This window comes from Thermus islandicus DSM 21543 (assembly GCF_000421625.1).
GTDB classification, from domain to species: domain Bacteria; phylum Deinococcota; class Deinococci; order Deinococcales; family Thermaceae; genus Thermus; species Thermus islandicus.
Genome location: NZ_ATXJ01000012.1, coordinates 14,212 through 39,792 on the forward strand (window position 1 = coordinate 14,212; position 25,581 = coordinate 39,792).

Sequence of the window (25,581 nt, forward strand, 5' to 3'; positions counted from 1 at the left end):
GCGCTTGTGGGCAGGGGGCCCGGGGTATCCCGGGCCCCGGGAAGAGGGCTATTTGCCGTAGTGCACCTTGCGGAAGAGGGCCGAGGTGAAGGGCTCGGTCACGGGCACGAAGCGGCCCCCCTTGGCCTCGAGGATCCGCAGGCCCTCGGCGCCGGTGTGCTCGCTCTTGGTGAAGTCAATCTCAATACCGCGCTTGGTGGAGACGGCAAAGCCCGGCTTGAAGGCGTTAGGCCCGTTCATGCCCACGATGGCCTGGTATACCGTCTCGTTGGTGACGCGCTTGAAGCGCTCCTGAGCCCGGCGGATGGCCTCCACGGCGATAGCCGCGGCCAGCATCCCGTTGGTGTAGTTGACGCTCCGTATCAGGGCCTCCGGCCGCCCGTACTTTTGACCGATCTCCTTCTGGAGGCGGATCCCCGGCGTGTCCTCCTCGTAGAGGTAGAAGCTGGTGGCCCAGAGGAAGCCCTCCGCCGCCTCCCCCGCCAGGTTGATGAGGTCGGGCCCACCGGTGTAGTGGGCTCCCAGCTGCTTGAACTTCCTGTCCAGGCCCAGGCGCTTGGCGTCCTTGAGGATGTTGGCCACCGGGCCGGCCACGTTCTGGTGGACGATGTACTCCACCCCCGCCTGCTCAAAGCGCTTGAGAAGGGCAGTGTTGTCCAGGTTGCCGGCCCCCACCTCCTGCACGTCCACGATCTGGAGGCCGAGCTGCTGGGCCGCCTTTTTGGCGTCCTCCACCGGGGCCCGGCCGAAGGGGGAGGGGTTGATCACCAGGGCCACCTTGGCCCCCTTCTTCTGGCGGGCGATGTACTCCAGAAGGGCCACCACCTGCTCGGAGTAGCTCGTGGTGGGCAGGAAGAAGTAGTCCGCGTTCGGCGGGTCAATGAGCCCGATGTGCATGGAGGCGGGGATGGTGGGGAGCTTGAGCTCCTGGATCAGGGGCTTGAGCTGGAGGTTCGCCCCCGTGGCGTAGGAGAGGAAGACGGGGATCTTGAACCGGTCCACCGCTTCCTCGAGGAAGCGCTGCGTGTTGGCGTTGTTGTACTGGTCGTCCCGGATCACGCAGTTGAACGTGACCCCCGGGACCAGCTTCCGCTCGTTGGCGTACTTGCAGTAGTCCTCCACCGCCGCCCCATAGGGCGCGCCGGCGTCCGAGGTGGGCCCGGTGATGGCCCCCGACCAGAAGAGGGTCACCTGCTGCTGGGCCAAGGCCAGACCTGCCGCCGCTACGATCCCTACCAAGGTCCCCTTCATGCTCTTCCCTCCCATTCTCAACCCCTCACCGGGGGGTTGGCTAATACTTAAAGGGCCAGGTGCGGAAGTAGCTCCTGAGCACCCGCCACCAGTTGTAAAGCCCCCTGGGCTCAAACATGAGGAAGAGGACGATGACCAGTCCGAAGGCAAAGGGGCGGAGGGCGCTCGCCACGTCCACCCCGGCCACGCTGAAGCCCAAGGCCTTGATGAGGCCCGAGAGCGCCTCCATGTTCACGTCCAGAAGCTCCAAAAAGGCAGGGCCCAGGTAACTGCCCACCAGGGTCCCGAGCCCCCCCACGATGGCCATGGCCAAAAGCTTGATGGAGACGGCAAAGGTGTAGTCCTCTATGACCACCGCCCGGGCCAGGTAGGCGTAGAGGCCTCCCGCCACCCCAGCGTAGAAGGCCCCCAGGGCGAAAGCGAAGAGCTTGGTGCGCCCTGGGTCCATCCCCATGGCGTCCGCCGCCCGGTCGTTGTCCCGCACCGCCACCAAGGCCCGGCCGTACTTGGTCCTAAGGAGGTTGCGCCAGAAGAAGGAGAGGAGCACCAGGGCGGTCAGGGCCACATAGTACCAGAAGTGGTAATGGTTGCGGAAGCCCGCCTCATAGCCGAAGAGGCTCGCCCGGGGCATGTCCATGGCCCCGCCCTGTTTGAGGAGGGGCATGTGCCCCACGGCCCACTCAAACACCACCTGGAAGGCCAGGGTGGCCAGGGCCAGGTAGAGGTGCTTTACCCTGAGGCTTGGAATGCCTACCAGGAAGCCAAAGAAGGCGGCCACCAAGCCCCCTATGGGGATCACCAGCCAAAAGGGCAGGCCCTGGGGAGCGAGAAGGGCCGCGGTGTAAGCCCCCACCCCCATGAAGGCCGCCTGACCGATGTTGATGAGCCCGGCATACCCCGTGGTGATGTTCAAGCCCAGGACGGCGAGGCTGTAGACCAGGATCAGGTCCAGGATGAAGACCTGGGTACGGGAGAGAACCTGGGGAAGCCAGAGGAGAACGCCCAGGAAAAGGATCAGGGAAACGAGCTCCCGGTGGGTGGCGAAGACGCTGGCGTCCTGCTCGTATCGCGTCCGGTAGTTGCCGGTCTGCGCCCAGGGGTTTCTCATACGCGCTCAATCTCCTCCGTGCCAAAGAGCCCATAGGGCTTGAACCAGAGCACCCCGAGGAGGACCAGGAAGGGGAAGACGTCCCGGGTGCCGCCCCCCGGCACCAGGGGGTCCAGGAAGCCCGCCGCCAGGTTCTCCAAGACCCCGATCAGGATCCCCGCCACCACCGCCCCGGGGATGGAGTCCAGCCCCCCCAGGATCACCACAGGGAAGACCCTGAGGCCAATGTGCACCAGGCCATCCAGGTTGAGGCCCGAGATGGTGCCCACGGCCATCCCCGCCGCGGCCGCAGTGAGCCCTGCCGCCGCCCAGGCCAGGGCAAAGACCCGCTCCACGGAGACGCCGAGGCTCATGGCCGCCATCTGGTCGTCGGCTACAGAACGCATGGCCACCCCCAGGGTGGAGCGCTGGAAAAACCAGGTAAAGGCCAGGAGGAAGGCCAGGGTGAAGCCGGAAGCCAAAAGCTGGGCGTAGGAAATCTGAACCCCAAGCAGGCGCACGCCTCCCGGGGGCAGGAAGGCGGGGTAGCTGAAGTTGCCGGCGCCAAAGGGGGTGAGGTGGATGAGCCCGTCCAGAAGGGAGGCCAAGCCGATGGTGGCCATGATGACCGAGATGATGGGCTGGCCCACCAGACGCTTGAGGAAAATCCGCTCCACCCCAAAGCCCAGGAGGGCGGTCAGGGCCAAGGCGAAAGCGGCGGCCAAGAGAAAGGGTGCCCCCAGGGAGACCATGGCCCAGTAGGCCAAAAAGGCCCCGATGGCGATAAACTGCCCCTGGGCGAAGTTTACCACCCGGCTCGCCTTGTAGATGAGGACGAAACCCAAGGCGGCCAGGGCGTAGACCAGGCCCAGGACCACCCCGGAGAAGAGGAGCTGAAGGAAAAAGGTCATGCCGCCACCTCCACCCTCAGGTCCAGGACCGGCACCTTGGCCCGCACGCGGTTTAGGGTGCCGTCCTGGTAGCGGTACTCCGCCTCCACCTCCACCTCCTTGGCCTCGCTGTAAAGGGCGCTCACCAAGGGGGCGTACTTCTTGGCGATAAGGCCCCGCCGCACCTTGCCCGTGCGGGTGAGCTCCTCATCGTCGGCGTCCAAGAGCTTGTAGAGGAGGACGAAGCGGCGGATCCTCAGCTCCTCGGGAAGCTCCCGGTTCACCTTTTCCACCTCCTCCCGGATGAGCTCGGCCACCTCGGGCTTTAAGGACAGGTCCAGGTAGGTGGTGTAGGCCAGCCCCCGGTCCTCGGCCCACTTGCCCACGGTCTGGGGGTCCACGTTGAGGAAGGCCGCCAGATAGGGCTTACGATCGCCAAAGACCACCGCCTCTTTGATGTAAGGACTGAACTTCAGCTTGTTCTCTATGAACTGCGGGCTGAAGAGGGTGCCCTTCTCGGTGCGCATCACATCGGAGAGGCGGTCAATCACCACCAGGTGCCCGTCCTCGGTAAGGTAGCCCGCGTCCCCCGTGTGGAGCCAGCCCTCGCGGAAGGTCTCCGCCGTGGCCTCGGGCCTCTCCCAGTACCCCGCACAGACCGCATCGGAGCGGCAGAGGACCTCCCCTTCCTCGCTGATCCTGACCTCGGTGCCGGGGATAGGCTTGCCCACGGTTTCCGGGCGCACGTCCCCGTCCCGGTGGACGAAAGCGATGCCGATGATCTCCGTTTGGCCGTAGATCTGCTTGAGGTTGACCCCGATGGCGTGGAAGAAGCGAAAGGTGTCCGGCCCCAAGGCGGCCCCTCCGGTATAGGCTCGGCGCAGGCGCAGAAAACCGAGCTGGTCCCTTAAGGGTTTGAAGAGAAACTGGTCGGCAAGCCAGTACGCAAGGCGCAGGCCGAGGGGCATGGGCCTTCCCCTCATGCGGTAGTCGGCCGCCCGGTAGCCCAGCCGCAGAAGCCTCTGGTAGACCCAGCGGTTCAAAGCGGGGCTCTCGGAAATCCGCACCCAAACCTGGCTTTGGATGCTCTCCCACACCCTTGGCGGGCTAAACATGACGTGAGGGCCGATCTCTTTCAGGTCGTGCATGGCCGTTTCCACGGCCTCGGGGAAGTTGACGGTAAAGCCCCCGGTCAGGGCCATGGCCACCGACATCATCTGTTCCCCGATCCACGCCAGGGGAAGGAAGGAAAGGTAGTCGTCGGTAGGGAGGAGAGGGTCCACCTCCTGGAGGGCCACCCCCATGTGGATCAGGTTGCGGTGGCGGAGCATGGCTGCCTTAGGCCTTCCCGTGGTGCCGGAGGTGGAGGACAGGTGGCAGACCTCCTCGGGGCTTGCAGCAAGGAGAAGCTTTTCCACAGCGTCGGGGTGCTTAGCCCGGTGCTCCCGGCCTCTCTCCAGCACCTCCTCAAAGGAGAGGAGCCAGGGGTCGCGGTAGGCGCCCATCCCCTTGGGGTCCTCATAGATCACCCGGCGAACCTGGGGGATTTCGTTCCGGATCTCGTAGAGCTTGTCCACCTGCTCCTGGTCCTCGGCAAGGACGAGGCTCGCCCCCGTGTAGGTGAGCATGTAGGCGATCTCTGGGGGAAGGCTAGACTGGTAGATCCCCACGCTGATCCCCCGCACCGCCTGGGCCCCCAGTTCGGCGTAAAGCCACTCGGGAATGTTGTCGGCAAGGATGGCGAGCCTTTCTCCCGGCGCAAACCCTAGGGACAGGAGACCGTGGGCAAAGAGGAGGACCTTCTCGTAGTACTGGGCATAGGTGATCTCGTTCCAGATGCCAAAGTCCTTCTCCCTAAGGGCCACCCGGTCCCCCTCATGCTCCGCCCGAAGCCTAAGAAGCTGGGGCAGGGTGTAACGCTTCATCTCGTAGGAGGGCCTGAGGGCCTTCACGCTTCCACCCCCAGGTAGGCCTCCTGCACCCTTGGGTTCTTGGCCACCTCCTCAGGAGCCCCCTCGGCGATCACCTGGCCGAAGTCCAGGACGTACACCCGGTCGGAGATGTCCATGACCACCCCCAGGTCGTGCTCAATGAGCACCACGGTGATGCCCCGGGCCTTGATCTCCAGCAGGAAGCGCACCATGTCCTCCTTCTCCTCCAGGGTCATCCCCGCCATGGGCTCGTCCAGGAGGAGGAGTTTGGGCGAGAGGGCCAGGGCCCGGGCCACCTCCACCCGCTTCCTGACGCCGTAAGGGAGGTTGCCCACCAGGGCCTTGCGGTAGGGCTCAAGCTCCATAAAGTCAATGACCCCTTCCACCGCCTTGCGGTTCTCCACCTCCTCCCGTAGGGCCCGGCCGTAGAACAGGCCCGCCTCGAGGAGGCCGTAGCGGAGGTGGGTGTGCCGGGCAAGCATCAGGTTTTCCAAAACGGTAAGCCCGGAGAAGAGCTCTATGTTCTGGAAGGCCCGAGCGATGCCCCTCCGGGTGACCTCGTGCGGAGTAGCCCGGGTGATCTCCTCCCCCTCAAAGAGGATCCGTCCTCGCTGGGGGTGGTAGAAGCCGGAGATGCAGTTCAAGAGGCTCGTCTTCCCCGCCCCGTTAGGGCCGATCACAGAGACCAGCTCTCCCCTCTCCACCGCCAAGGAGACCGCAGAGAGGGCGGCCAGGCCGCCAAAGGTCAGGGTGATGTTCTCTACCGCAAGCTGGGCCACGGGTTCCCCTCCACGAGCTGTTTGCCGGGAAGTATAAGGGGGCGGGGAGCAAGTGTCAACGCCCCGCTACCAGGGTGTAAAAAACCGTTAGGCTTGGCAGGAGCCCCCCTGTGCTACACTCTTTAGGGTATCGGGCCCTTAGGCCCAGGGAGGAAAATGGATGAAAAGGACCTGGCAGCCCAACCGGAGGAAGCGGGCCAAGACCCACGGCTTCCGGGCCCGCATGCGGACCCCAGGCGGCAGGAAGGTGCTGAAGCGCAGGCGGCAGAAGGGCCGCTGGCGGCTCACGCCCCGGGTGAGCGGCTAGGCCAAGGCCCCCCCAAGGCGGGGGGCAGGTTGCTTTCCCTAAAGGGGGACCGGGCCTTCCAGCGCCTGCGCCAGGGGAGGGCGGGCAGAGGGCGGTATGTGAGCGTCAAGTGGCTCCCCGCACCGGAGGTCCGGGTGGGCATTGTGGTCTCCAGAAGGGTGGGTAAGGCGGTGGTGCGCAACCGGGTCAGGCGGCGCCTAAAGGAGATCCTCCGCCGCCTCCACCTTCCCGGAGCCCACCTCCTCCTGGTGGCCAGCCCCGAGGCCCGGGAGGCGGGCTTTGCCGAGCTTTTTCAGGACGTGGTCCGGGCCCTCAAGAAGAGCGGGCTGATACAATAGGCGGCGTGCGCGGCCTACTGATCCTCTTGGTGCGAGCCTACCGGCGTTTCCTGTCTCCCCTAAAGCCCAGGACGTGTCGCTTCCACCCCACCTGCTCCGCCTACGCCCTCGAGGCCTTAGAAAGGCACGGGGCCTTCTGGGGGAGCTACCTGGCGGCAAGGCGCCTCCTCCGGTGCCACCCCCTTCACCCAGGGGGGCTGGACCCCGTGCCCCTGGTCTTCCCGCCCAAGCGGGCCAAGGAGGGGGTGCAATGAAGCGGCTCCTCGCCCTGGCCCTTCTCCTGGTACCCGCCTTGGCCCTGGAGGCGGGCTTTAAGGACCAGGACGTGAACGGGGACGGCGTGCCGGAGAAGGTGGCCGTCACCAACCTCATGGACCTGGCCTTTAACGGGAAAGGCGAGGTGGTGGGCTGGTACGTGAAGACCTACAAGGGCACGGCCATCGGGGACTACGCTAGGGCCCCTAACCTCTCCGCCAACGAACCCGTGGTGAGCCCGCTGGGCTTCACCCCCCTGAAGGCGGACTTCCGGGTGGAGGACGGCCGCCTTACGGCCCGCTTCCAGGGGAAGGAGGGCACGCTCACCTACGAGATCGCCAAGGGCCACTACACCGTGGTGGTCCGGGCCGACTTCCCCCTCAGCCTAAGGCTGGCCGCCCAGGGCAGCCCCAAGGTCCTCCTGGAGGGACAGCAGGAACCCGCGCCGAGCGGGGAGGGGCGGGTCCGCTACCTGGCCTGGCAGACCCGGCCTGCGGCGGGCTACGCCCTGGTGGCCTTTGCGGAAAAGCCCTTTAGGGGCAAGCTGGTGGGCAGGGAGGGGGAGGTCTACCTCTCCCCTGGGGAGGCCCTGAGGCTCTACGGCGGCCAGAACGAGCTGGTGCGGTTCCACGTGGAGGGCCTCCTTTCCCTGCCTGGTCTTTTCACCCCCAACCTCTGGGGCCACCTCTCCTTGGGCCTCCTTTGGCTTATGGAGGCCGCCTTCCGCTATACGGGGAGCTGGGGCCTGGCCATCCTCTTCCTCACCCTGGTGGTACGCCTTCTCCTCTGGCCCCTCATGCACCAGCAGTTTAAGAGCATGGCGGAGGTGCAGCGCCTCCAGCCCCTCATCCAGAAGATCAACGAGAAATACAAGGACGACCCCAACAAGAGGGCGGAGGCCACCATGAAGCTCTACCAGGAGCACCGGGTGAACCCAGCGGCCGGGTGCCTGCCCCTCTTCATCCAGATGCCCATCCTCTTTATCCTTTGGAAGGTGATCGCCAACTACGAGTTCGGCCAGGGCCTGCTCTGGATCCCCGACCTGGCCCTCCCCGATCCCTTCTACGTCCTCCCCGCCCTCTACGTGGCCAGCACCTTCCTCTCCACCTGGCTCTCCGCCCACGGCAACAAGGACCTGATCCGCCAGAGCCTCTTCATGAACCTGATCTTCATCTTCCTCGTCCTCCAGTTCCCCGCCGGCGTGACCCTCTACTGGGTGCTCTCCAACCTCATCGGCCTCTTCCAGCAGTGGCTCATCAACAAGAGCCTGAGGCCGGTGGCGGCGTAAACTGAGGGCATGGACGAGAAGAAAAAGAGCATTGACGACCTGCTCTCCGACCTGGGGGTGCTGGAGGAGGCCCCGGTGGAGGTGGGGCTGAAGGAATCGGGAAAAGAGGCGCGGGCCCAAAGCCCCAAGGAGGTGCTGGAAGCCTTCCTGGTGGGCCTCCTCCTGCGCCTGGACCCCGCCCACTACGTGGAGGTGCGCCAGGAGGGGAACCTCCTCAAGGCCGAGGTGAAGGGGGGGGACCTGGGCCGGTTTATCGGCAAGGAGGGGCGCACCCTGAAGGCGGTGGAGTACCTGGCCGGGGTGGTCTTGGCCAAGCACTTCGGGGGAGGGTACCGGGTGGTCCTGGACGCCGCCGGGTACCGCCGGCGCCAGGAGGAGAGGATCCGCAGGCTGGCCGAGGAGGCGGCCCTCCAGGTGGAGCTCACGGGCGAGCCCCTGCCCCTCCCCCCCATGCGCCCCTCGGAGCGGCGCATCGTCCATATGCTCCTCAAGAACCACCCCAAGGTGACCACGGAAAGCCAAGGGGAGGGCGAGGCGCGGCACGTGGTGGTCTATCCCCGTGATCCGGCTCCTCCGGGAACTGGAGAGAAGGCTTGAGGCGGCGGGCCTGCCCAAGGCGGAGGCCTTGGACCTTTTGGCCTTGGCCGAGGGGGTTTCCCGGAAGGACCTCCTCGTAAGCCTCCACCGGGCCCCATCTCTAGGCACCCGGGAGCGGGCCCTGGCCCTGTTGGAAACGCGCCTCGCGGGCTACCCCCTGCAGTACCTCCTCGGGGAGGTGGAGTTCTACGGCCTCCCCCTCCGGGTGGCCGAGGGGGTGCTCATTCCTCGGCCGGAGACGGAGGGCCTGGTGGAGCTGGCCCTCCGCCTCCCCCTCCCCCCCAGACCCCGCATCCTGGACGTGGGCACGGGCACGGGAGCCATCGCCCTGGCCCTGAAGAAGCACCTCCCCGAAGCAGAGGTCTACGCCACGGAGGTGGACGAGAAGGCCCTGGCCTTGGCGGAGGAAAACGCCCGGAGGCTCGGCCTTTCGGTGCACTTTCTCCAGGCCCCCCTGACGGGGGGGCTAAAGGAACTGGACCTCCTCGTCTCCAACCCCCCCTACCTCCCTGAGTCCTACCGAGACCAGGCGCCTAGGGAACTCGGCTTTGAGAACCCCAAGGCCCTCTACGCCGGGCCGGAGGGGCTTTCCGTGGCCCGGCCCCTAGCGCGGGAAGCCCGGGAGGCCCTGAGGCCCGGGGGAATTTTCCTCCTGGAGCTCGCGCCGGAAAACCTGCTCCTTTTGGCGGAGGAGCTCAAGGGGCTGGGCTTTACAGAGGTGGAGGCGCTAAGGGACCTTCTGGGTCGGCACCGGTACCTCCGGGCCCGGAGGCCCCCCTAGGAGCTGGAAGGCAAGGAGGGGCCTTTCCGTGGTCCAGAGGTCCTTGGCGGCCACCACGCCCACCCGCACCACCTCCCTCCTTCCCTGAAGCAAGGAAAGGCCTCGAGCCAGCTCCTCGGGGGAGGGGAAGGCGGCGTACTCGGGGGGAAAGCCCGCCTCCAGGAGCTTGCGCCGCACCTCCTCGCCCAGGCGCTCCAGGAACTCCTGGTTCCGGGCCGGCGTGGCGAGGCGGAAGGTGGCGCTGGCCAAGACCTCTCCGGCGGAAAAGGCCTTTTTCTCCGGGTAGAAGCGGAATCGGACCAGAAGCGTCCCGTCCCGGTAACCCGCCCCCTCGAGGACGGCCAGCCCAGGCCCCCGCACCTCCCCAGCCAAGAGCTCCGCCCCCCTGAAGCCCTGGAGGATGGCCCGGCGGTCTGCCACCCGCTCCAAAGCCGCCCGCCCCTCCTCCGCCCCCAAGCGCACCTCCCCCAGGTAAAGCCCCTGGCTCAGGCGCAAAAGCCTTTCCGAAAGCTGGCCCCGCTCCCCCTCCAGCACCTCCGCCTGCCGCAGGAGGGCCCTAAGCCGGGCCTCTGTCTGGGCCAGCTCCCTCTGCGCCTCCAAAAGCCTAAGGCGCATGGCCTGCACCTCCTCCTGGAGGGCCTGGCGCTCCCCCCTCGCCTCCTCCAGGCGCCTCTGAAGGGCGAGGAGCTCGGCCTCGAGGCGACGCCTTTCCCCCTCCAACCGCTTCTTCTCCGCCTCCGCCCCCAATGCCGCCCTCTCCAGCCCCTGAAGCCTCGCCTCCAGGGCCTCCAGGGCCCGGCCCCTCTCCGCCAGGGCCTTGCTTTGGGCGGCGAGGGCCTCCTCCTTCTCGGAGAGGAGACGGGAAAGGCGGAGGCGCTCCGCCTCGAGGCGGGCCTTCTCCTCCTGGAGGGCCCTCACCCTGGCCTCCAGGGACAGCACCTCCCCCTGGAGGCGCTCCTTGAGCGCCTCCGCCTCCTTCAGGGCCTGGGCAAGCTCCTTGCGCTCCACCCGTAGGGCGTTGAGCTCCGAAAGGGCCCTGGCGGCCTCCGCCTCCATGGCCCCTCTGGTCCTCAGGAGGACCTCCCGCTCCGCCTTAAGCCGGTCCCGCTCCTCTCGGATGGCCTGGGCCTCGAGGATCGTCTCCCGGGCCTCCCGGAAGACCAGAAGGAAGCCAAGGTAGCTGAAGAGGGCGATCCCCACCCCGGTGAGGACGGCCACCAGGGTGGCCGTCTGCCGGGGCCTTAGGCCGAAGAGGCGATAGTGGCGCTTCCCCGCCCACTTGGCCACCCGGTCCCCTAGGTAGGCCACCAGGGCGGAAAGGAGGAGGACGAGGGTGAGGAGGGCCCAGAAGGTCATCTAGAGCTCGTAGTCCTCTCCCAGGTAGTGCCGCCTTACCCCCTGGTCCTTGGCGAAGGTCTCAGGGTCGCCGTGGAAGAGGATCTCCCCATCGTACATCACGTAGACCCGGTCGGTGATGGCCAGGGTTTCCCGCACGGCGTGGTCGGTGACGAAGACGCCTACCCCCCGCCTTTCCCGGAGCTCGGCGATCACCTTCTGGATCTCCCGGACGTTCTTGGGGTCCACGCCGGTGAAGGGCTCGTCCAGGAGGATGAAGTCGGGGTCAGTGGCCAGCGCCCGGGCGATCTCCAGCCTTCGGCGCTCCCCTCCCGAGAGGCTATAGGCCATCCGGTCCTTGAGGTGGTAGATGGCGAGCTCCTCCAGAAGGGCCTTGGCCTTCTCCAGCCGCTCCTTCTGGGAGAGGGGCTGGAACTCCAGGATGGCCAGGAGGTTCTCTAAGGCGGTCATCCGCCGGAAGGCGCTGGGCTCCTGGGGCAGGTAGCCGAGGCCGAGACGGGCCCTACGGTACATGGGCAGGCGGCCGATCTCCTGCCCCTTGAGGAAGATCCTCCCCGCCGTGGGCTTGATGAAGCCCACCAGCATGTAGAAGGTGGTGGTCTTCCCTGCCCCGTTGGGGCCGAAGAGGGCCACGATCTCCCCCCGCCTGAGGTAGAGGTCCACCCCCTTCACCACCTCCTTCGGGCCGTAGCGCTTCCTGAGTCCTTGGGCCGTGAGCTCACCGTCCATTGCCTTATAGCGTAAGGCCCGGCCTTTAGCCCCAGATGAGATAATGGGCGAGGTATGGTGGTCACCCGCATCGCCCCAAGCCCCACGGGGGACCCGCACGTGGGCACGGCCTACATCGCCCTTTTCAACTACGTCTGGGCCCGGAAAAACGGGGGGCGCTTCCTCGTGCGCATTGAGGACACGGACCGGGCCCGCTACGTGCCCGGGGCTGAGGAAAGGATCCTCGCCGCGCTCAAATGGCTCGGCCTCACCTACGACGAGGGGCCCGACATCGGCGGCCCCCACGGGCCCTACCGCCAGTCGGAAAGGATTCCCCTCTACCAAAAGCACGCCGAGGAGCTCCTAAGGCGGGGGTGGGCCTACCGGGCCTTTGAGACCCCGGAGGAGCTGGAGAGGATCCGCAAGGAAAAGGGAGGGTACGACGGCCGGGCCCGCCACATTCCCCCAGAGGAGGCGGAGGAGCGGGCGCGAAGGGGCGAGCCCCACGTGATCCGGCTCAAAGTCCCCCGCCCGGGCACCACGGAGGTCAAGGACGAGCTCAGGGGGGTGGTGGTCTACGACAACGGGGAGATCCCGGACGTGGTCCTGCTCAAGTCCGACGGCTACCCCACCTACCACCTGGCCAACGTGGTGGACGACCACCTCATGGGGGTGACCGACGTGATCCGGGCCGAGGAGTGGCTGGTCTCCACCCCCATCCACGTCCTCCTCTACCGGGCCTTCGGCTGGGAGGTGCCCCGGTTCTACCACATGCCCCTCCTCCGCAACCCCGACAAGACCAAGATCTCCAAACGCAAGAGCCACACCTCCTTGGAATGGTATAAGGCGGAGGGGTTTCTGCCCGAGGCCTTGAGGAACTACCTGGCCCTCATGGGCTTTTCCATGCCCGACGGGCGGGAGGTCTTTAGCCTGGAGGAACTTATAGAGGCCTTCACCTGGGAAAGGGTCTCCCTGGGGGGGCCGGTCTTTGATCTGGAGAAGCTGCGCTGGCTGAACGGAAAGTACATCCGGGAAGTGCTTTCCCTCGAGGAGGTGGCGGAGAGGGTGAAGCCCTTCCTGAAGGAGGCGGGCCTCTCCTGGCCCGAGGAGGCCTACCTAAGGCGGGCGGTGGAGCTCATGCGCCCACGGTTTGACACCCTGAAGGAGCTCCCCGAAAAGGCCCGCTACCTCTTCGCCGAGGACTACCCCTTTGCGGAGAAGGCCCTGGCCAAGCTTCAGGAGGGGCTCCCCGTCCTCAAGGAGCTCAAGCCCCTCCTGGAAAGGCAGGAGGAGTGGACGGAAGCCGCCCTGGAAGCCCTTCTTAGGGGCTTTGCGGCGGAGAAGGGCCTGAAGCTTTCCCAGGTGGCCCAGCCCCTCCGGGCCGCCCTCACGGGCAGCCTGGAAACCCCGGGGCTCTTTGAGGTCATGGCCCTCCTGGGGAAGGCGCGGGTGCTTTCCCGCCTGGAGCGGGCCCTTTCGTGAAGAAGGCCGCAAGCTCCCCTATACTTAGGGGGATGAAGCGGCTATTCGCCCTTACCCTCGCCGCGGGCCTGGCCTGGGCCCAGGGGGCCATCGGCATGCGCCTGGGCTACGGGGAGGGCCTCGGCCTCACCTTCGGCGCCGCGGTGGAAACCCGCCTGCGGCAGAACCTCTCGGGCCGACTCGCCGCCGACCTGGCCCCCGCAGGCCCCGGGGTGGCCCTGGAGGCCAGTCTCCTCTTCAAGCCGGACCTGGGCCTGTACGACCCCAGCCTCGAGGGCCTTCTCCCCTACTTCGGCGGGGGCCTAAGCGGCCTCGTGGGGCCGGCGCCCACCCTGGGGGTGGGCCTCACCCTGGGGCTAGAAGGGCTTTTAGACCCCTACACCGGCCTCTTCGCCGAGGGGACCTACGTCTACGGCTTCGCCGCCTTCCCCAAGGTCTGGCGCCTGGCCCTGGGGGCGAACTTCCGTTAGGGGGCCATGGCCGGTTTCCTTGAACGCCTGAAGGCGGGCCTGGCCAAGACCCGGGAAACGCTCCTCCGGGCCATCCCCTGGGGGGGCGACCCCGAGGAGGTGCTGGAGGAGCTGGAGGTGGCCCTCCTCTCCGCCGACGTGGGCCTCGAGGCCACCGAGGAGCTCCTTAGGGAAGTGCGGGCCTCGGGGCGAAAGGACCTGAAGGAAGCGGTAAAGGAAGCGCTGGTGCAGAGGCTGGAACCCGAGGAGCGACGGGCCACCTTGAGGCGGCTGGGCTTCCGGCCCCAGGTCCCGAAGGCGGTGGAGCCCAAGGGCCACGTGATCCTGGTGGTGGGGGTGAACGGGGTGGGCAAGACCACCACCCTCGCCAAGCTGGGCCGCTACTACCAGGGCCTCGGCAAAAGGGTGATGTTCTGCGCCGGGGACACCTTCCGGGCCGCCGGGGGGACCCAGCTCGCCGAGTGGGGAAAGCGCCTTTCCATCCCTGTCATCCAAGGACCCGAAGGGGCGGACCCCGCCGCCCTCGCCTTTGACGCCGCCCAGGCGAGGAAGGCGAGGGGCTTTGACCTCCTCCTGGTGGACACCGCCGGGAGGCTCCACACCAAGCACAACCTCATGGAGGAGCTAAAGAAGGTGAAGCGGGCCATCGCCAAGGCCGACCCCGGGGAGCCAGGGGAGGTCTGGCTCGTGCTGGACGCGGTCACGGGGCAAAACGGCCTGGAACAGGCCAGGCGGTTCCACGAGGCCGTGGGGCTGACGGGCGTCATTGTGACCAAGCTGGACGGCACGGCCAAGGGCGGGGTCTTGGTCCCCATCGTGCGCACCCTGAAGGTGCCCATCCGGTTCATCGGGGTGGGGGAAGGCCCGGAGGACCTCCAGCCCTTTGAGCCCGAGGCCTTCGTAGAGGCCCTGCTGGAGGCCTAACGCCCTCCCCGGGATGGGGGCGCCCCGCCTGCCCGAGGCCGCAGGGCAGAGGCCCCTTTCGGGGTATGCTCGGGGCGATGAAGCGCGGCCCCCTCCTCCTCGCCTTCGCCTGGGTGGTGGCCCTGGTGGCTACCTTGGGCAGCCTCTACTACTCCGAGGTAAGGCTCTTCCTGCCCTGCGAGCTCTGCTGGTACCAGCGCATCTTCATGTACCCCCAGGCCGTCCTTCTCGGCCTGGCCCTCTGGCGGCAGGACCTGGGGGTGTGGCCCTATAGCCTCGCCCTCTCCCTAATGGGCGGGAGCATCAGCCTCCTGCATCTCCTCGAGGAGAGGTTTCCCCAGCTCTTCCCCCTCGCCTGCAAGCCTCCGGTGCCCTGCTCCGCCGAGTACCTCCCCCAGTTCCCCATCCCCCTCCAGGCCCTCATCGCCTTCACCCTCATCGCCCTCAGCATGGGGCTACTTGCCCGGGAACCTCGTGCGCCGAGGTAGCGAAAAGGCCTCCCTCAGGTGGGGTAGCCCAAAGCGGCCAGGACCGCCCTGACGCGGAAGTCCCGCAGGGCCTCTGGGCCGTAAACCTCGTGTACCCGCTCCCCTACCCCCCGTTCCACCGGGGTCAAGGCCAGGAGGGCATGAAAGGGCTGGAGCACCTCCAGAGGAAGCCTCCCCCCGGCGTGGATGAGGAGGTCCGCCTCGAGGGCCAAGGCGCCCAGCTCCTGCGCCCGCACGGCCACGTGCCCCCGCGCCCTCTCGGGCAGGCGGGCGAGGAAGGCCTCCCCCTCGGCGAAGCTCGGGGCGGCCACAGAGACCCGGCCCAAGGCCCGGAGGAAGGGGGCCAAAGGGGGGCGGAGCGGCCCTAGCCAGAGGGCCCTGGCCCCGGGGAAGAACGTGGCCAGCCACCGCTCCAAGGCCAGCCCCTCCGTGTACTGGGCTGTAGGCCCCAGGGGGCCGGGCACCAGGAGGTCCACAAGCCCCGCCTCGCCCGCCTCGGCCTCGAGGCGCACCCCCTCGGGCGGGGGCAGGGCCTCCTCCAGCACCATTCCGGCGAAGTCCAAGGGGGCAAGGCAGGGGAGGGCCCTAAAGGGGTCCTCGGCCTCCACCGGGTAGGGAAGGAGGGGGAGCCTCGAGGCGGCCACCTCCGCCAGGAGGCGGTCAAAGAAGGGGGAGGCCTTCCGGTAGACCACCGCCAGAGGCCTCGCCTTGTGGTAGGGTAGCCCCACCGCCATCCCTCCTAGACCGGGCGCAGGTCCGCGTACCTCAAGGAGAGGCGCTTCAGCCCCACCCCCTCAAAGTGCACGGTCACCTCGTCCCCTGCGGCCGCCACCACGGTGCCCGGGCCAAACCGCGGGTGGACCACCCTCTCCCCGCCCTTGAAGGCCCCGGGAAGGGGACGGTGGAGGGGTGGGGCGGGCCGCCTCCCGTAGGGGTCGTACACCTCGTAAAGCCCCGCATCCACCTCCTCCAGAAAGCGGCTTGGCCGCACGGGCTCGAGGCGGCCGTACACCTCCCGTTCCCGGGCGTAGGAGAGGTAGAGGCGCTCCTGGGCCCGGGTAACGCCCACGTAGAAGAGACGCCGCTCCTCCTCCAGGCCCTCCTGGGTGGAGAGGGAGGAGCGGTGGGGCAGAAGCCCCTCCTCCACGCCCACGAGGAAGACCACGGGGAACTCCAGCCCCTTGGCGTTGTGCAGGGTCATGAGGGCCACCCCGCCCTGGGCCTGAGCGGGCTCCTCGGCCCGGGCGGTGAGGGCCACCTTGTCCAGGAAGTCGGCGAGGCCCTCCGCCTCCCTTGCAGCCCTGAGAAGCTCCTCCACGTTCTCCAGGCGGTCTTCGGCGTCCTCGGGGTAGGCCTCCTTCAGGTAGGCGGGGTAGTCGGTGGCGGAAAGGAGGTGGCGGAAGAAGTCCTCCGCGGGCGCAAAGGCCAGGTCCCTGAGCTCCTCCATGAGGGCCAGAAAGTGCCGCACGGGCTCGGGGCGGGGAAGGAGGCTCGAGGCCACCTTCAGGGCCTCAAAGAGGGGAAGGCCCCGCTCCTGGGCTATGGACTGGATCTTCTCCAGAGTTGCTGGCCCGATCCCCCTTGGGGGCGTGTTCAGAACCCGCTTTAGGCTCACCGCATCCAGGGGGTTCAAGCTCAAGCGGGCATAGGCCAGGAGGTCCTTCACCTCGGCCCGCTCAAAGAAGCCCACGCCGCCCACCACCCGGACCGGGATGCCCCGGCCGGCCAGGGCCTGCTCCAGGAGGCGGCTTTGGGCGTTGGTGCGGTAGAGGACCGCCACCCGGTCAAAGGGGGGGCCCAGCCGCAGAACCTCCTCGGCCACGAAGCGGGCCTCCTCCCGGGCGTCTTCGGCCCGGTAGAGGCGCACGGGCTCCCCGCCCCGCTTCACCGGGCGCAGGCTCTTCTCCAGGCGCAGGGCGTTTCTCGCGATGACGGCGTTGGCCAAGCGGAGGATGGCCTCGGTGGAGCGGTAGTTCTCCTCCAGGCGGTAGACCTTGGCCTCAGGGTAGTCCCGGGTGAAGTCCAGGATGTTCCTGATGTCCGCCGCCCGAAAGGAGTAGATCCCCTGGTCCGGGTCCCCCACGGCCATGAGGTTGGCCTCCTCCCCCGCGAGGAGCCGGGTGAGGCGGTACTGCACCGGGTTCGTGTCCTGGTACTCGTCCACGTGGATGAAGCGGGCCCGCTTCCTCACCCGCCTCAGGACCTCGAGGTCCTCCTCCAGAAGCCTCAAGGCGCGGAGGAGGATGTCCCCGAAGTCCAGGGCCCCTTGCGCCTCGAGGGCCTCCTGATAGCGGTAGAGGACATCCTGAAGCCTCCCCCGGGAAAGGCCAGCGTAAAAATCGGGAAGCTCGGCCAGCAGGCTCTCCGGGGCCACCCCCTGGTTCTTGGCGCGGTCCAGAAGGCTCTTGATGGGTCCGGGCTTGGCAGAGAGGCCAAGCTCCTTAAGGACCTCCTTGAGGAGGGCGGTCTGGTCGTCCTCGTCGTAGACCACGAAGCCCGGCTTCAGGCCCACCCGCTCTCCGTAGACCCGGAGGATCCTTAAGGCGGCGGCGTGGAAGGTGGAGACCCAGGCCTCCCCTGCCCCCTTCACCAGGGCCTTGAGGCGCTCCCTCATCTCCTGGGCCGCTTTGTTGGTGAAGGTGACCGCCAGGATCTCCGAGGGGAAAACCCCCCTGGAGGCCACGAGGTAGGCCACCCGGTGAACCACGGTCCGGGTCTTGCCGCTGCCCGCCCCGGCCACCACCAAGGCGGGTCCTTCAAAGTGGAGGACCGCCTGGCGCTGGGCCTCGTTCAGGGAGGAAAGGAGGGCTTCGGGATCGCGACCCACGGGGTGAGTCTACCACGGGGTAGACTTTAGGGCATGGGGCCCTGCGCCAAGAAACCCAAAGGGGCTTTATCCGGCCAACGGGAAGCTCGCCTCGCCTCCCCCACCGGGGAACTCCCATGAAGGAGCTTCTTCCGGGCGTGTACCGCCTGCCCGTTCCCATCCCCTACCCCCTGAAGACGGTGAACCTCTACCTCCTCAAGGGCAACGGGGAGGTGGCCTTGGTGGACACCGCCCTGGGCACGCGCGCCGCCCGGGGGACCTTGGAGCTTTCCCTGGCGGAGCTCGGCCTTTGCTTTCAGGACGTGAGGGTTGTCCTCCTCACCCACCACCACCCCGACCACTACGGCCTTGCCGGCTTTTTTGAGGGGCTCGGAGCCCGGGTCTTTCTGCACGAGGAGGAGCTTTCCCGGGGCCACCGCTTCTGGCGTGAACCCCAGGCTTTTGAAGAGGCCTCCTGGCGGCTCTTTTTGGATCACGGTACCCCTAAGGAAGCCCTGGAGGGGATCCGGGAGGTGATGGCGGCCACCCGGGAACGGATCCATCCCCCGGAAAATCCCATTCCCTTAAGGGACGGAGAGGTTCTGGAGGTGGCGGGAAAGCGGCTTCGGGCCGTCTGGACCCCGGGGCACGCCGATGGCCACGTGGCCTTCCTCCTGGAGGAGGAGGGGGTCCTCTTGGCGGGGGATGCCCTCCTGGAGCGGGTCTCCCCCAACGTGGGCCTCTGGGCCTACACCCGGGAAAACCCCCTAAAGGACTTCCTCCGTTCCCTGGACCGCCTGGGGGAGCTCCCGGCCAGGGTGGCCCACGCCGGGCACTTCGGCCCCATCCCCGAGGTAAGGGCCCGGGCGGAGGAGCTCAAGGCCCACCACCAGGAGCGCCTGGAAGCCCTTTTGGCCCTCCTCGAGGCCCCCAAAAGCGCCTGGGAGCTCTCCTTAATGCTCTTTCCCCAGGAGCTGGACGCCGCGGGGCGCCGCTTCGCCTTCGCCGAAACCCTGGCCCACCTGGAGTACCTGCGCCAGGAGGGGCTTTTGGGGCGGGAAGGCCCTCCCTACCGCTACTTCCGCACCTGAGGGCCCTCGGGCTAAGGGGGTGGGCACGCGGCGCGGTTGGAGGTAAGGCAGACCCGGGAAAGCCCCGGCCCCCAAGGGGTCCCGGGCTGCCAGGGGGTGCTGAAAGTGGGCTCCCAGCTGGAGGAGGAAGGCTAGGGCCTCCTCCCCCCCGGCGGACCTTTACAATACCAGACTCACATGTTTTGATTATGACAAAAGGAGGTGGGATATGAGCGCCACCGGCCTCGAGGTGTTTGACCGGACGCTCCACAAGACCCACACCTGGCTCAAGGAGATTATGGGGGAGCTGGGCACCGAGGACCGCCACCGGGCCTACATGGCCTTGAGGGCCGTGCTTCACGCTCTTAGAGACCGCCTCACCGTGGAAGAGGTGGCCCAGCTGGGGGCTGAGCTACCCATGCGCTTTGGTTGACCAGGCCGTTAGGCGGGCTTAGGCCTCAGTCCAGGACAAAGCGGTCCTCGGTCTCGTGCAGGCGCACGCGGTGGACGATGCGCTGGTCCTGGCCGCTTTGGCCATCCGTCATGGCCACCACGGTCACGTAGGGGCGCAAGGGACTCTTCAGCACCTTTTTGGTGAGGGTCTCCTCCACCTGGAAGATCCCGGCCGAGTTATTCATGAGGACCTGGATCTCCACCGGGTACTTGTCCCCCTTGAGGATGCGCACCTCGTCCACCGCCAGGGCGCTGATGGAGTGGATGTCTATGCTCCCGAGGGCGAAGGCCTTCCGACCTCGGCCCTTGGTGATGTCGGTGCCGTCGGCCACGGCGGTGACGCCCGCCTCGAGGGTGAGGGGCTCGGGCTCGAGGTCGTGGCTATAGATCCCGTGGAGGATGAGGGCCCGAAGGGCGGTGCGCTGCTCGGGATCGGGGTAGAGCTTCTCCAGGATGCGGTTCAGGATGGGCAGGGCCAGGGCCACGCCAAAGGCCTCGTGAAGGTAGCGGTGCACCTGGTTGCCCAGGTCGTGGAGCATGGTGGAGAGGAGGACCACCACGTAGGCGTCCTCCAGCTCCCCTGCCCCCGACTCCACCGTGTCCAGCCGGACCCCCGCCTCGGCCAAAAGGCCCAGAATGGCCACCCCCGCCGCCCCCGTGAGGAGGGCGTGAACCCGGCCGTGGTCGTTGTAGCCCAGCTTGCGCATGGTGAGGTAGTTGGCCATGTTCCACCCGGAGCGGGCCTCGGGGTCTTGGATGAGAAGCTCATAGGCCTTGAGGGCCCTAGGAAAGGCTTTGAGGCGCTCCCTTATGGCCTGGTCGGCCTCCGCGTAGAGCTTGGCCTTGGGGCTAGCTACGTGGACGATGCGCTCTTCCGCCATGGGCAATCCCTACCTTACCTCAGGCCGCCCACAAGAAGGGGCACCTGAGCCACCCCAAGGGCCGGCGAGGCCAAACCCCTCCTAGGACGCCCCCGGATCCGCCAAGGGAAGGAACCCGAGGGGAAAATCCCCGTGAGGTTTTTCCCAGGCAGGAACCCAAAGCAAAGGGGATCACTCCCCCTTGAAGTTGGGAGGGCGCTTCTCCAGGAAGGCCCGCACCCCCTCCTTCATGTCCTCCGTGGCCGCAGCGTAGCCGAAGAGGTCGGCCTCAATCTCCAGGGCCTCGGCCAGGTCCACCCCCTCCCCCCGGACCACGCTCTCCTTGGCCAGGGCCAGGGCCACGGGGCCGTTCTTGAGGATCTGGCGGGCAAGCCTCTTGGCCTCCTCCAGGGCGTTCTCCGCCACCCGGTTCACGAGCCCGAGGAAGAGGGCCTCCTCCGCGTCCACGTGCCGGCCGGTAAAGATGAGGTCCAGGGCCCGCCCCCGGCCGATGAGGCGGGGCAGGCGCTGGGTGCCGCCAAAGCCGGGGATCAGGCCCAGGCCCACCTCGGGGAGGCCGAGCCTGGCCCCCTTGGCGGCCACCCGGAGATCGCACGCCAAGGCGAGCTCCAGCCCTCCCCCGAGGGCGTAGCCGTGGATGGCGGCGATGGTGGGGATGGGCAGGGCGGCGATCTCGGCGAAGACCTGCTGCCCCAAGAGGGCGTACTCCCGGGCGGCGAAGGGATCCTTCAGGGCGGCGATCTCCTTGAGGTCTGCCCCCGCGGCGAAGGCCTTCCCCTCCCCAGTGAAGATGGCCACCCGGGCCTCCGGATCCTGATGGATGACCTCGGCCACCTGGGCGAGCTCCTGAAGGAGGTCCTGGGAAAGGGCATTTAGGGCCTGGGGCCGCCTCAGGGTCACCAGGGCGATGCCTTCCTCCACCTCGTAGGCGAGGTGGGTAAACTCGGGGATCTCCAGGACAAACTCGTGCTCGTGGGCGTCTTCCTGCGGCATCTCAGACCTCCAGAAGGGCCCTCAGGGCCACCTCCACCATACGCCGAACCCCCTCCAGGAGTACCCCCTCCGGGGCGAGCTCCGGGTCGCCGATGCGGTTGGAGACCGCCAGGATGGCCCCCGTCCGCACCCCCCGCATCCTGCCCAGGAGGAAGAGGGCGCTGGCCTCCATCTCAAAGGCCAAGACCCCAAGGCGGCTCCACACCCTGGCCTCCTCAGGGGTGGTGGCGTAGAAGGCGTCCTCCGTGACCACGAGCCCCACGTGGTGGGGGTAACCCAGGACCTCCGCCAGGTTCCACAAGGACCGGAAAAGCCCCGGGTCGGGCACGGGGGCGTAGGGCCGGCCCTCGAGGTACTGCCGGGTGGTCCCGTCCAGGGGCACGGCCCCCTGGACGATGACCAGGTCCCCCGGGGCCAGCGCCCCGTCCGCCGCCCCGCAGGTGCCCACCCGGAGGAGGACCCGGGCCCCGAGCTGGACGAGCTCCTCGGCCACGATGCTCGCCGAGGGCGCCCCCATGCCCGTGGTCTGCACGGAGACGGGCACCCCCTGGAAGCGGCCGGTGAAGCCGAGGAGCCCCCGGTGGGTGGTATAGGGCACCGGGTCCTCGAGGAAGGTCTTGGCGATCCACTCCGCCCGGCCCGGGTCCCCCGGGAGGAGCACCCGCTCCGCCACGTCCCCCCGCTTTCCCCGCACGTGGATGGGGCTCATACCGCCTAAAGGATACTATAGGCGCAGGACGCGAAGGCCCTCCACAAGGGCTTCGTCGTGGGTGGCCAGGACGAGGGCCGCCCCTACCTCCCGAGAAAGCTCCTTGAGGAGCCCCAGGACCTCCCAGGCCTGGCGGCGGTCCAGGCTGGCCGTGGGCTCGTCCGCCAGGAGAAGCCGGGGCCTGAGGTAAAGGGCCCGGGCCACGGCCGCCCGCTGGCGCTCCCCCCCAGAGAGGCGCTGGGGAAGGAAGTGGGCGCGCCCGAGGAGGCCAAGCCGCTCCAGGAGGGCTAGGGCCCTCCCCCGGTCCACCTCCCCGGCCAGGTACCCCGGGGCCAGGACGTTCTCCAGGGTGGTGAGCTCGGGAAAGAGGAAGTGGTGTTGGAAGACAAGCCCCATAAAGCGCAGGCGCCGCCTGGCCAAAACCCCTTCCGAAAGGTCCCGGATGGGCGCCCCCTCCCAGTAGACCTCCCCTTCCTGCAGGGGAAGCAGCCCGGCCAGCAGGTGGAGGAGGGTGGTCTTGCCGCTCCCGGAAGGGCCGAGAAGGGCCAGGGCCTCCCCAGGGCCGAGGGCGAAGGAAACCCCTTGGAAGAGGGGGCCGTTCCCGTAGGAGAAGCCCAAGGCCCGCGCCTCCAGCACAGGACCCACCCCCCTATCCTCTAGGCAAAGGATGAAGGTTCGGTTAGAGTGGGGCCGATGGCCCGGAGCCCCCTCTTTGCGCACCTGACCCCCGAGGAGGTGCGGCTGGCCCGCGCCTACTTCCTGCCCCTCACCTACCCCAAGGGCAAGGCCATCTTCCACCAAGGGGACCTGGGGCAGGCCCTCTACCTGGTGGAGGCCGGCCAGGTGCGCCTCTACCGCACCCACCTGGGGGGCCAGGAGAAGACCCTAGGCTTCGTGGGACCCGGAGGGGTATTCGGGGAGATGAGCCTCCTGGATGAGGGCGAGCGAAGCGCCAGCGCCGTGGCCGAGGAGGAAAGCCAGCTTCTCGCCCTCCACCGTGAGGACTACCTGGCCCTCATCCGCCGCCTCCCCCTCGTGGCCCACAACCTGGCCCGGCTCCTGGCCCTTCGCCTGCGGGAGGCGGATCTGGAGCTGGACCTCCTGGCCTTTGAGGAGGCGCGCAGCCGCGTGGCCTACGCCCTTCTCAAGCTCCTCCGGCAGGGAAAGGGACCCCTTCTGAGGCTCCGCCAGCAGGAGCTGGCGGCTCTGGCGGGGACGAGCCGGGAGACGGTCACCCGGGTCCTGCACGAGCTCAAGGCCCACGGGGCCGTGCGCCTCGCCCCAGGGGAGGTGGAGGTGGTAAGCCCGGGGCTTTTGGAGGAGGTGGCCTTCGGCCTTTTGTGAAGGAGGGAGCGTGCGCCTCAGGGTAGACCCTTTGCCCAAAGAAGACCTGGCGTATCCCGATGTGGTCCTGGTGGTGGACGTGATCCGGGCCACCACCACGGCGGCGGCCCTCCTGGAGGCAGGGGCGGAGGCCCTGTACCTTACGGAGGGCCTCGAGGCCGCCCGGGCCTTCAAGGACGAGGACGTGGTCCTCTCCGGGGAGGTGGGTGGGCTCAGGCCCCCGGGGTTTGACCTGGGGAACTCCCCGAGGGAGGCCCTCGAGGCCCCGGTGGGGGGCAGGATCGTGGTCATGAGCACCACCAACGGCACCAAGGCCGCCCATGCCGCGGCCAGGACCGCCAAGCACGTTCTCCTGGCTTCCCTCTACAACGCCCACGCCGCCGCGCGCAAGGCCTTGGAGCTGGCCACGGAAGAGGTGGCCATCCTCTGTGCGGGCAAGGAGGGGCGGGTAGGCCTGGACGACCTCTACACCGCTGGGGTCCTGGCCGAGTACCTGGGCCTCATGGGGGAGATGGAGCCCGAGGACGGGGCCCGGATCGCCCTCTCCGTGAAGCGGGCCTACCAGGACCCCCTGGAAGCCCTCTCCCTCTCCGCCGCGGCTCAGGCCTTGAAGGGGGTGGGCCTCGAGGCCGACATCCCCTTCTGCGCCCAGGTGGCCAAGAGCGCCGCGGTACCCCTCCTCTTTGGGCGGGTGGGGGAGGCCCTCATCTTCCGGAGGGCGCCGCAAGAAGCTCGTAGAAACGCCGGATAGCGGCGACGCCCCTTTCCAGGTTGATCAGGTCCAGCTTCTCGTTGGGGGCGTGGAGGTTGTCGTCGGGGAGGCCGAGGCCCAGGAGGACGACGGGGGCGGAGAGGACCTCCTTTAGCTCCGCCACCACAGGGATCGTTCCCCCCTCCCGGGCGTAAACCGGGGGCCTTCCCCAGACCTCCTCCAAGGCCCGGGCCATGAGGCGCATGGGGGGGCTAAAGGGATCGGTGAGGAAGGGCTTGCCCCCGTGGAGCCTTCGGACCTCGAGGCGGTAGCCCGGGGGAGAGACCTCCCGCAGATAGGCCTCGGCCAACCCCGCCACCTCCTCGGGGTCCTGATCGGGCACGAGGCGCATGGAGAGCTTCATCCCGGCCTCAGCGGGGATCACCGTCTTGGACCCCTCCCCCTGGTAGCCTCCCCACACCCCGTTCGGGTCCAGGGTGGGCCGGGCCCAGAGCCTCTCCAGGACCGAGTACCCTTCTTCCCCGGGCAGGACCTCCACCCCGAGCTCCCGCTTCAAGGCCTCCTCATGGGGCTCGGGCCAGAGGGCCTTTTCCTCCTCGGGGACGGGGCGCACCTTCTCGTAGAAGCCGGGGATGAGAACCCTCCCCGTCCTTTCGTCCTTGAGGCGGGCAAGAAGCCACCCCAGGGCCTGAATGGGGTTCGGGGCCACCCCCCCGAAGGCCCCGGAGTGGAGGTCCCGCCGCGCCCCCTGGAGCCGCACCTCCAGGTAGCAAAGCCCCCGAAGGCCGTAGGTGAGGGTGGGGGTGTGGGGGGCGACCATGGCCCCGTCGGAGATGAGGACCAGGTCCGCCCGAAGCCTTTCCCGGTTGGCCCGCACGAAGGGGAGGAGATGGGGGCTCCCGACCTCCTCCTCTCCCTCCACCAGGAACTTCAGGTTCACTGGAGCCCCCTCCGCCGCCAGGAGGTGGGCGAAGAGCTGGCCCTTGTCGTCGGAGGCCCCACGGGCGTAGAGCCTCCCCTCCCGCACCGTGGGGGAGAAGGGCGGGGTATCCCAGAGCTCCAGAGGGTCCGGGGGCTGGACGTCGTAGTGGCCGTAAACGAGAACCGTGGGGGCCTTCTCGTCCACAAGGCGCTCGGCGTAAAGGATGGGGTGGAGGGGGGTCTCCTGGAGCTCGGTACGGAAGCCTAGGGCCTGCAGCCTTTCCTCAAGCCAAAGGCCCGCCCGGCGCACGTCCTCCTTGCGGGCGGGATCGGTGGAAACCGAGGGGATGGCGAGGAACTCCAAAAGGGGTTCGGGCACCTTCACAGGCCCATCCTACCCTCTTCCACCAGGGCTTTGCCCTCCTCCAGGAGGAGGAGCCTGAGCCGGGCCACCTCGGCCTCAAAGCGGGCCTGGAGGGCCTCGAGCTCGGTCCTCAACCGCATGATCTCCTCCACCCCCGCCAGGTTCACCCCCAGCTCCTGCGTCAACCGCCGAATCTCCCGCAACCTTTCAATGTCCCGCTCGGAGTAAAGCCGCGTCTTCCCCGAAGACCGCTTCGGCTTGATCAACCCCTTCCGCTCGTACAACCGAAGCGTCTGCGGGTGCATCTCCACCAGCTCCGCCGCCACGCTGATCACGTAGACGGGGCGGTCCTTGGGGGAAGGTTTGGCGGTCCCTCCGGGGGGAGGCAGGGCCTTG

The 25,581-nt window shown here is 67.9% G+C and carries 28 protein-coding genes and 1 pseudogene; 14 read left to right on the forward strand and 15 right to left on the reverse strand.

The features are described 5' to 3' along the window. Positions 1-48 precede the first annotated feature (48 nt). The 5 genes from H531_RS0109825 to H531_RS0109845 are packed head-to-tail and all read right to left on the reverse strand — an operon-like array spanning position 49 to position 5,938. Positions 49-1,251, reverse strand: coding sequence for an ABC transporter substrate-binding protein (locus tag H531_RS0109825; RefSeq protein WP_028490787.1), 1,203 nt, complete (start codon positions 1,249-1,251; stop codon positions 49-51). Between the two features lie 40 nt (positions 1,252-1,291). Further along, on the reverse strand, positions 1,292-2,359 hold the full coding sequence (locus H531_RS0109830) for a branched-chain amino acid ABC transporter permease (protein ID WP_022799177.1): 1,068 nt from the start codon (positions 2,357-2,359) through the stop codon (positions 1,292-1,294). Further along, positions 2,356-3,249 (reverse strand): branched-chain amino acid ABC transporter permease, encoded by an 894-nt coding sequence (locus H531_RS0109835; RefSeq protein ID WP_022799178.1) that lies wholly within the window; start codon positions 3,247-3,249, stop codon positions 2,356-2,358. The genes H531_RS0109830 and H531_RS0109835 overlap by 4 nt, the downstream gene beginning before the upstream one ends. Further along, complete coding sequence (locus tag H531_RS0109840; protein WP_022799179.1) at positions 3,246-5,180, reverse strand: long-chain fatty acid--CoA ligase; 1,935 nt, start codon at positions 5,178-5,180, stop codon at positions 3,246-3,248. The genes H531_RS0109835 and H531_RS0109840 overlap by 4 nt, the downstream gene beginning before the upstream one ends. Then, entirely contained in the window at positions 5,177-5,938 is a 762-nt protein-coding gene (locus tag H531_RS0109845; protein WP_022799180.1) for an ABC transporter ATP-binding protein, read from the reverse strand. Before H531_RS0109845 ends, H531_RS0109840 begins: the two co-directional genes overlap by 4 nt. Before the next feature lie 160 nt (positions 5,939-6,098). On the opposite strand from H531_RS0109845, the gene rpmH reads away from it, so the two are divergent. Genes rpmH through prmC form a run of 6 tightly spaced genes read left to right on the forward strand, consistent with a single transcriptional unit; the run spans position 6,099 to position 9,504 of the window. Continuing rightward, positions 6,099-6,245: a 50S ribosomal protein L34 gene (gene rpmH, locus H531_RS13935; protein ID WP_084521335.1), complete on the forward strand. Its 147-nt coding sequence runs from the start codon at positions 6,099-6,101 to the stop codon at positions 6,243-6,245. Positions 6,246-6,274: 29 nt separating this feature from the next. Further along, positions 6,275-6,583: a ribonuclease P protein component gene (rnpA, locus tag H531_RS13940; protein WP_084521338.1), complete on the forward strand. Its 309-nt coding sequence runs from the start codon at positions 6,275-6,277 to the stop codon at positions 6,581-6,583. 5 nt (positions 6,584-6,588) lie between these two features. Continuing rightward, positions 6,589-6,837, forward strand: a complete 249-nt coding sequence (gene yidD / locus H531_RS0109855; RefSeq protein WP_022799182.1) for a membrane protein insertion efficiency factor YidD — start codon at positions 6,589-6,591, stop codon at positions 6,835-6,837. Then, positions 6,834-8,126, forward strand: coding sequence for a YidC/Oxa1 family membrane protein insertase (locus H531_RS0109860; RefSeq protein WP_022799183.1), 1,293 nt, complete (start codon positions 6,834-6,836; stop codon positions 8,124-8,126). Before yidD ends, H531_RS0109860 begins: the two co-directional genes overlap by 4 nt. A gap of 9 nt (positions 8,127-8,135) precedes the next feature. Beyond that, the gene (locus tag H531_RS0109865) at positions 8,136-8,723 is read left to right on the forward strand and encodes a Jag family protein (RefSeq protein WP_022799184.1); all 588 of its coding nucleotides are present in this window, start codon (positions 8,136-8,138) and stop codon (positions 8,721-8,723) included. Next, complete coding sequence (gene prmC, locus H531_RS0109870; RefSeq protein WP_022799185.1) at positions 8,686-9,504, forward strand: peptide chain release factor N(5)-glutamine methyltransferase; 819 nt, start codon at positions 8,686-8,688, stop codon at positions 9,502-9,504. The genes H531_RS0109865 and prmC overlap by 38 nt, the downstream gene beginning before the upstream one ends. On the opposite strand, the gene H531_RS0109875 is transcribed toward prmC, so the two are convergent. Both H531_RS0109875 and lptB read right to left on the reverse strand, forming a co-directional pair. Continuing rightward, positions 9,451-10,860, reverse strand: coding sequence for a DUF3084 domain-containing protein (locus H531_RS0109875; protein ID WP_022799186.1), 1,410 nt, complete (start codon positions 10,858-10,860; stop codon positions 9,451-9,453). The genes prmC and H531_RS0109875 overlap by 54 nt on opposite strands. Then, on the reverse strand, positions 10,861-11,589 hold the full coding sequence (gene lptB / locus H531_RS0109880) for an LPS export ABC transporter ATP-binding protein (protein WP_022799187.1): 729 nt from the start codon (positions 11,587-11,589) through the stop codon (positions 10,861-10,863). It lies immediately after the preceding gene. 54 nt (positions 11,590-11,643) lie between these two features. Between lptB and gltX the strand changes: the two genes are divergently transcribed. The 4 genes from gltX to H531_RS0109900 all read left to right on the forward strand — a co-directional run bounded on the left by gltX (position 11,644) and on the right by H531_RS0109900 (position 14,932). After that, complete coding sequence (gene gltX / locus H531_RS0109885; RefSeq protein ID WP_022799188.1) at positions 11,644-13,050, forward strand: glutamate--tRNA ligase; 1,407 nt, start codon at positions 11,644-11,646, stop codon at positions 13,048-13,050. A gap of 32 nt (positions 13,051-13,082) precedes the next feature. Further along, positions 13,083-13,520 carry a hypothetical protein gene (locus H531_RS0109890; protein WP_022799189.1) on the forward strand — a complete coding sequence of 146 codons (438 nt, stop codon included), beginning with the start codon at positions 13,083-13,085 and terminating at the stop codon, positions 13,518-13,520. 6 nt (positions 13,521-13,526) lie between these two features. After that, entirely contained in the window at positions 13,527-14,444 is a 918-nt protein-coding gene (gene ftsY, locus H531_RS0109895) for a signal recognition particle-docking protein FtsY (RefSeq protein WP_022799190.1), read from the forward strand. A gap of 77 nt (positions 14,445-14,521) precedes the next feature. Further along, entirely contained in the window at positions 14,522-14,932 is a 411-nt protein-coding gene (locus H531_RS0109900) for a disulfide bond formation protein B (protein ID WP_022799191.1), read from the forward strand. Positions 14,933-14,946: 14 nt separating this feature from the next. Here H531_RS0109900 and H531_RS0109905 read toward each other — a convergent pair whose 3' ends face one another. Then, positions 14,947-15,666: a hypothetical protein gene (locus H531_RS0109905; RefSeq protein WP_022799192.1), complete on the reverse strand. Its 720-nt coding sequence runs from the start codon at positions 15,664-15,666 to the stop codon at positions 14,947-14,949. Between the two features lie 5 nt (positions 15,667-15,671). Then, positions 15,672-17,759, reverse strand: coding sequence for an ATP-dependent helicase (locus H531_RS0109910; protein WP_022799193.1), 2,088 nt, complete (start codon positions 17,757-17,759; stop codon positions 15,672-15,674). Between the two features lie 116 nt (positions 17,760-17,875). On the opposite strand from H531_RS0109910, the gene H531_RS0109915 reads away from it, so the two are divergent. Together H531_RS0109915 and H531_RS13025 are read left to right on the forward strand one after the other, a co-directional pair. Then, a complete protein-coding gene (locus H531_RS0109915) occupies positions 17,876-18,829 on the forward strand; it encodes an MBL fold metallo-hydrolase (RefSeq protein WP_022799194.1) in 954 nt (317 codons plus the stop codon). A gap of 208 nt (positions 18,830-19,037) precedes the next feature. Then, positions 19,038-19,229, forward strand: a pseudogene (locus H531_RS13025) (DUF2267 domain-containing protein); the annotation flags it as partial. A 37-nt stretch (positions 19,230-19,266) separates the two neighbouring features. Here the strand turns inward: H531_RS13025 and H531_RS0109930 are convergent. The 4 genes from H531_RS0109930 to H531_RS0109945 all read right to left on the reverse strand — a co-directional run bounded on the left by H531_RS0109930 (position 19,267) and on the right by H531_RS0109945 (position 22,489). After that, positions 19,267-20,142 carry a phosphohydrolase gene (locus tag H531_RS0109930; RefSeq protein WP_022799197.1) on the reverse strand — a complete coding sequence of 292 codons (876 nt, stop codon included), beginning with the start codon at positions 20,140-20,142 and terminating at the stop codon, positions 19,267-19,269. A 171-nt stretch (positions 20,143-20,313) separates the two neighbouring features. Continuing rightward, entirely contained in the window at positions 20,314-21,135 is an 822-nt protein-coding gene (locus H531_RS0109935) for an enoyl-CoA hydratase/isomerase family protein (protein WP_022799198.1), read from the reverse strand. Position 21,136: 1 nt separating this feature from the next. Further along, positions 21,137-21,844, reverse strand: coding sequence for a phosphorylase family protein (locus H531_RS0109940; RefSeq protein ID WP_022799199.1), 708 nt, complete (start codon positions 21,842-21,844; stop codon positions 21,137-21,139). A gap of 15 nt (positions 21,845-21,859) precedes the next feature. Continuing rightward, on the reverse strand, positions 21,860-22,489 hold the full coding sequence (locus H531_RS0109945) for an ABC transporter ATP-binding protein (RefSeq protein WP_028490789.1): 630 nt from the start codon (positions 22,487-22,489) through the stop codon (positions 21,860-21,862). Between the two features lie 48 nt (positions 22,490-22,537). On the opposite strand from H531_RS0109945, the gene H531_RS0109950 reads away from it, so the two are divergent. Both H531_RS0109950 and H531_RS0109955 read left to right on the forward strand, forming a co-directional pair. After that, entirely contained in the window at positions 22,538-23,188 is a 651-nt protein-coding gene (locus H531_RS0109950) for a Crp/Fnr family transcriptional regulator (protein WP_022799201.1), read from the forward strand. Between the two features lie 10 nt (positions 23,189-23,198). Continuing rightward, entirely contained in the window at positions 23,199-23,939 is a 741-nt protein-coding gene (locus H531_RS0109955) for a 2-phosphosulfolactate phosphatase (RefSeq protein WP_022799202.1), read from the forward strand. Here the strand turns inward: H531_RS0109955 and H531_RS0109960 are convergent. Together H531_RS0109960 and H531_RS13030 are read right to left on the reverse strand one after the other, a co-directional pair. After that, a complete protein-coding gene (locus H531_RS0109960) occupies positions 23,893-25,206 on the reverse strand; it encodes a dipeptidase (RefSeq protein WP_022799203.1) in 1,314 nt (437 codons plus the stop codon). The genes H531_RS0109955 and H531_RS0109960 overlap by 47 nt on opposite strands. Further along, positions 25,203-25,581, reverse strand: a 379-nt coding sequence (locus H531_RS13030) for a heat shock protein transcriptional repressor HspR (RefSeq protein ID WP_022799204.1), incomplete at its 5' end; no start/stop codon positions are given. The genes H531_RS13030 and H531_RS0109960, both read right to left, overlap by 4 nt.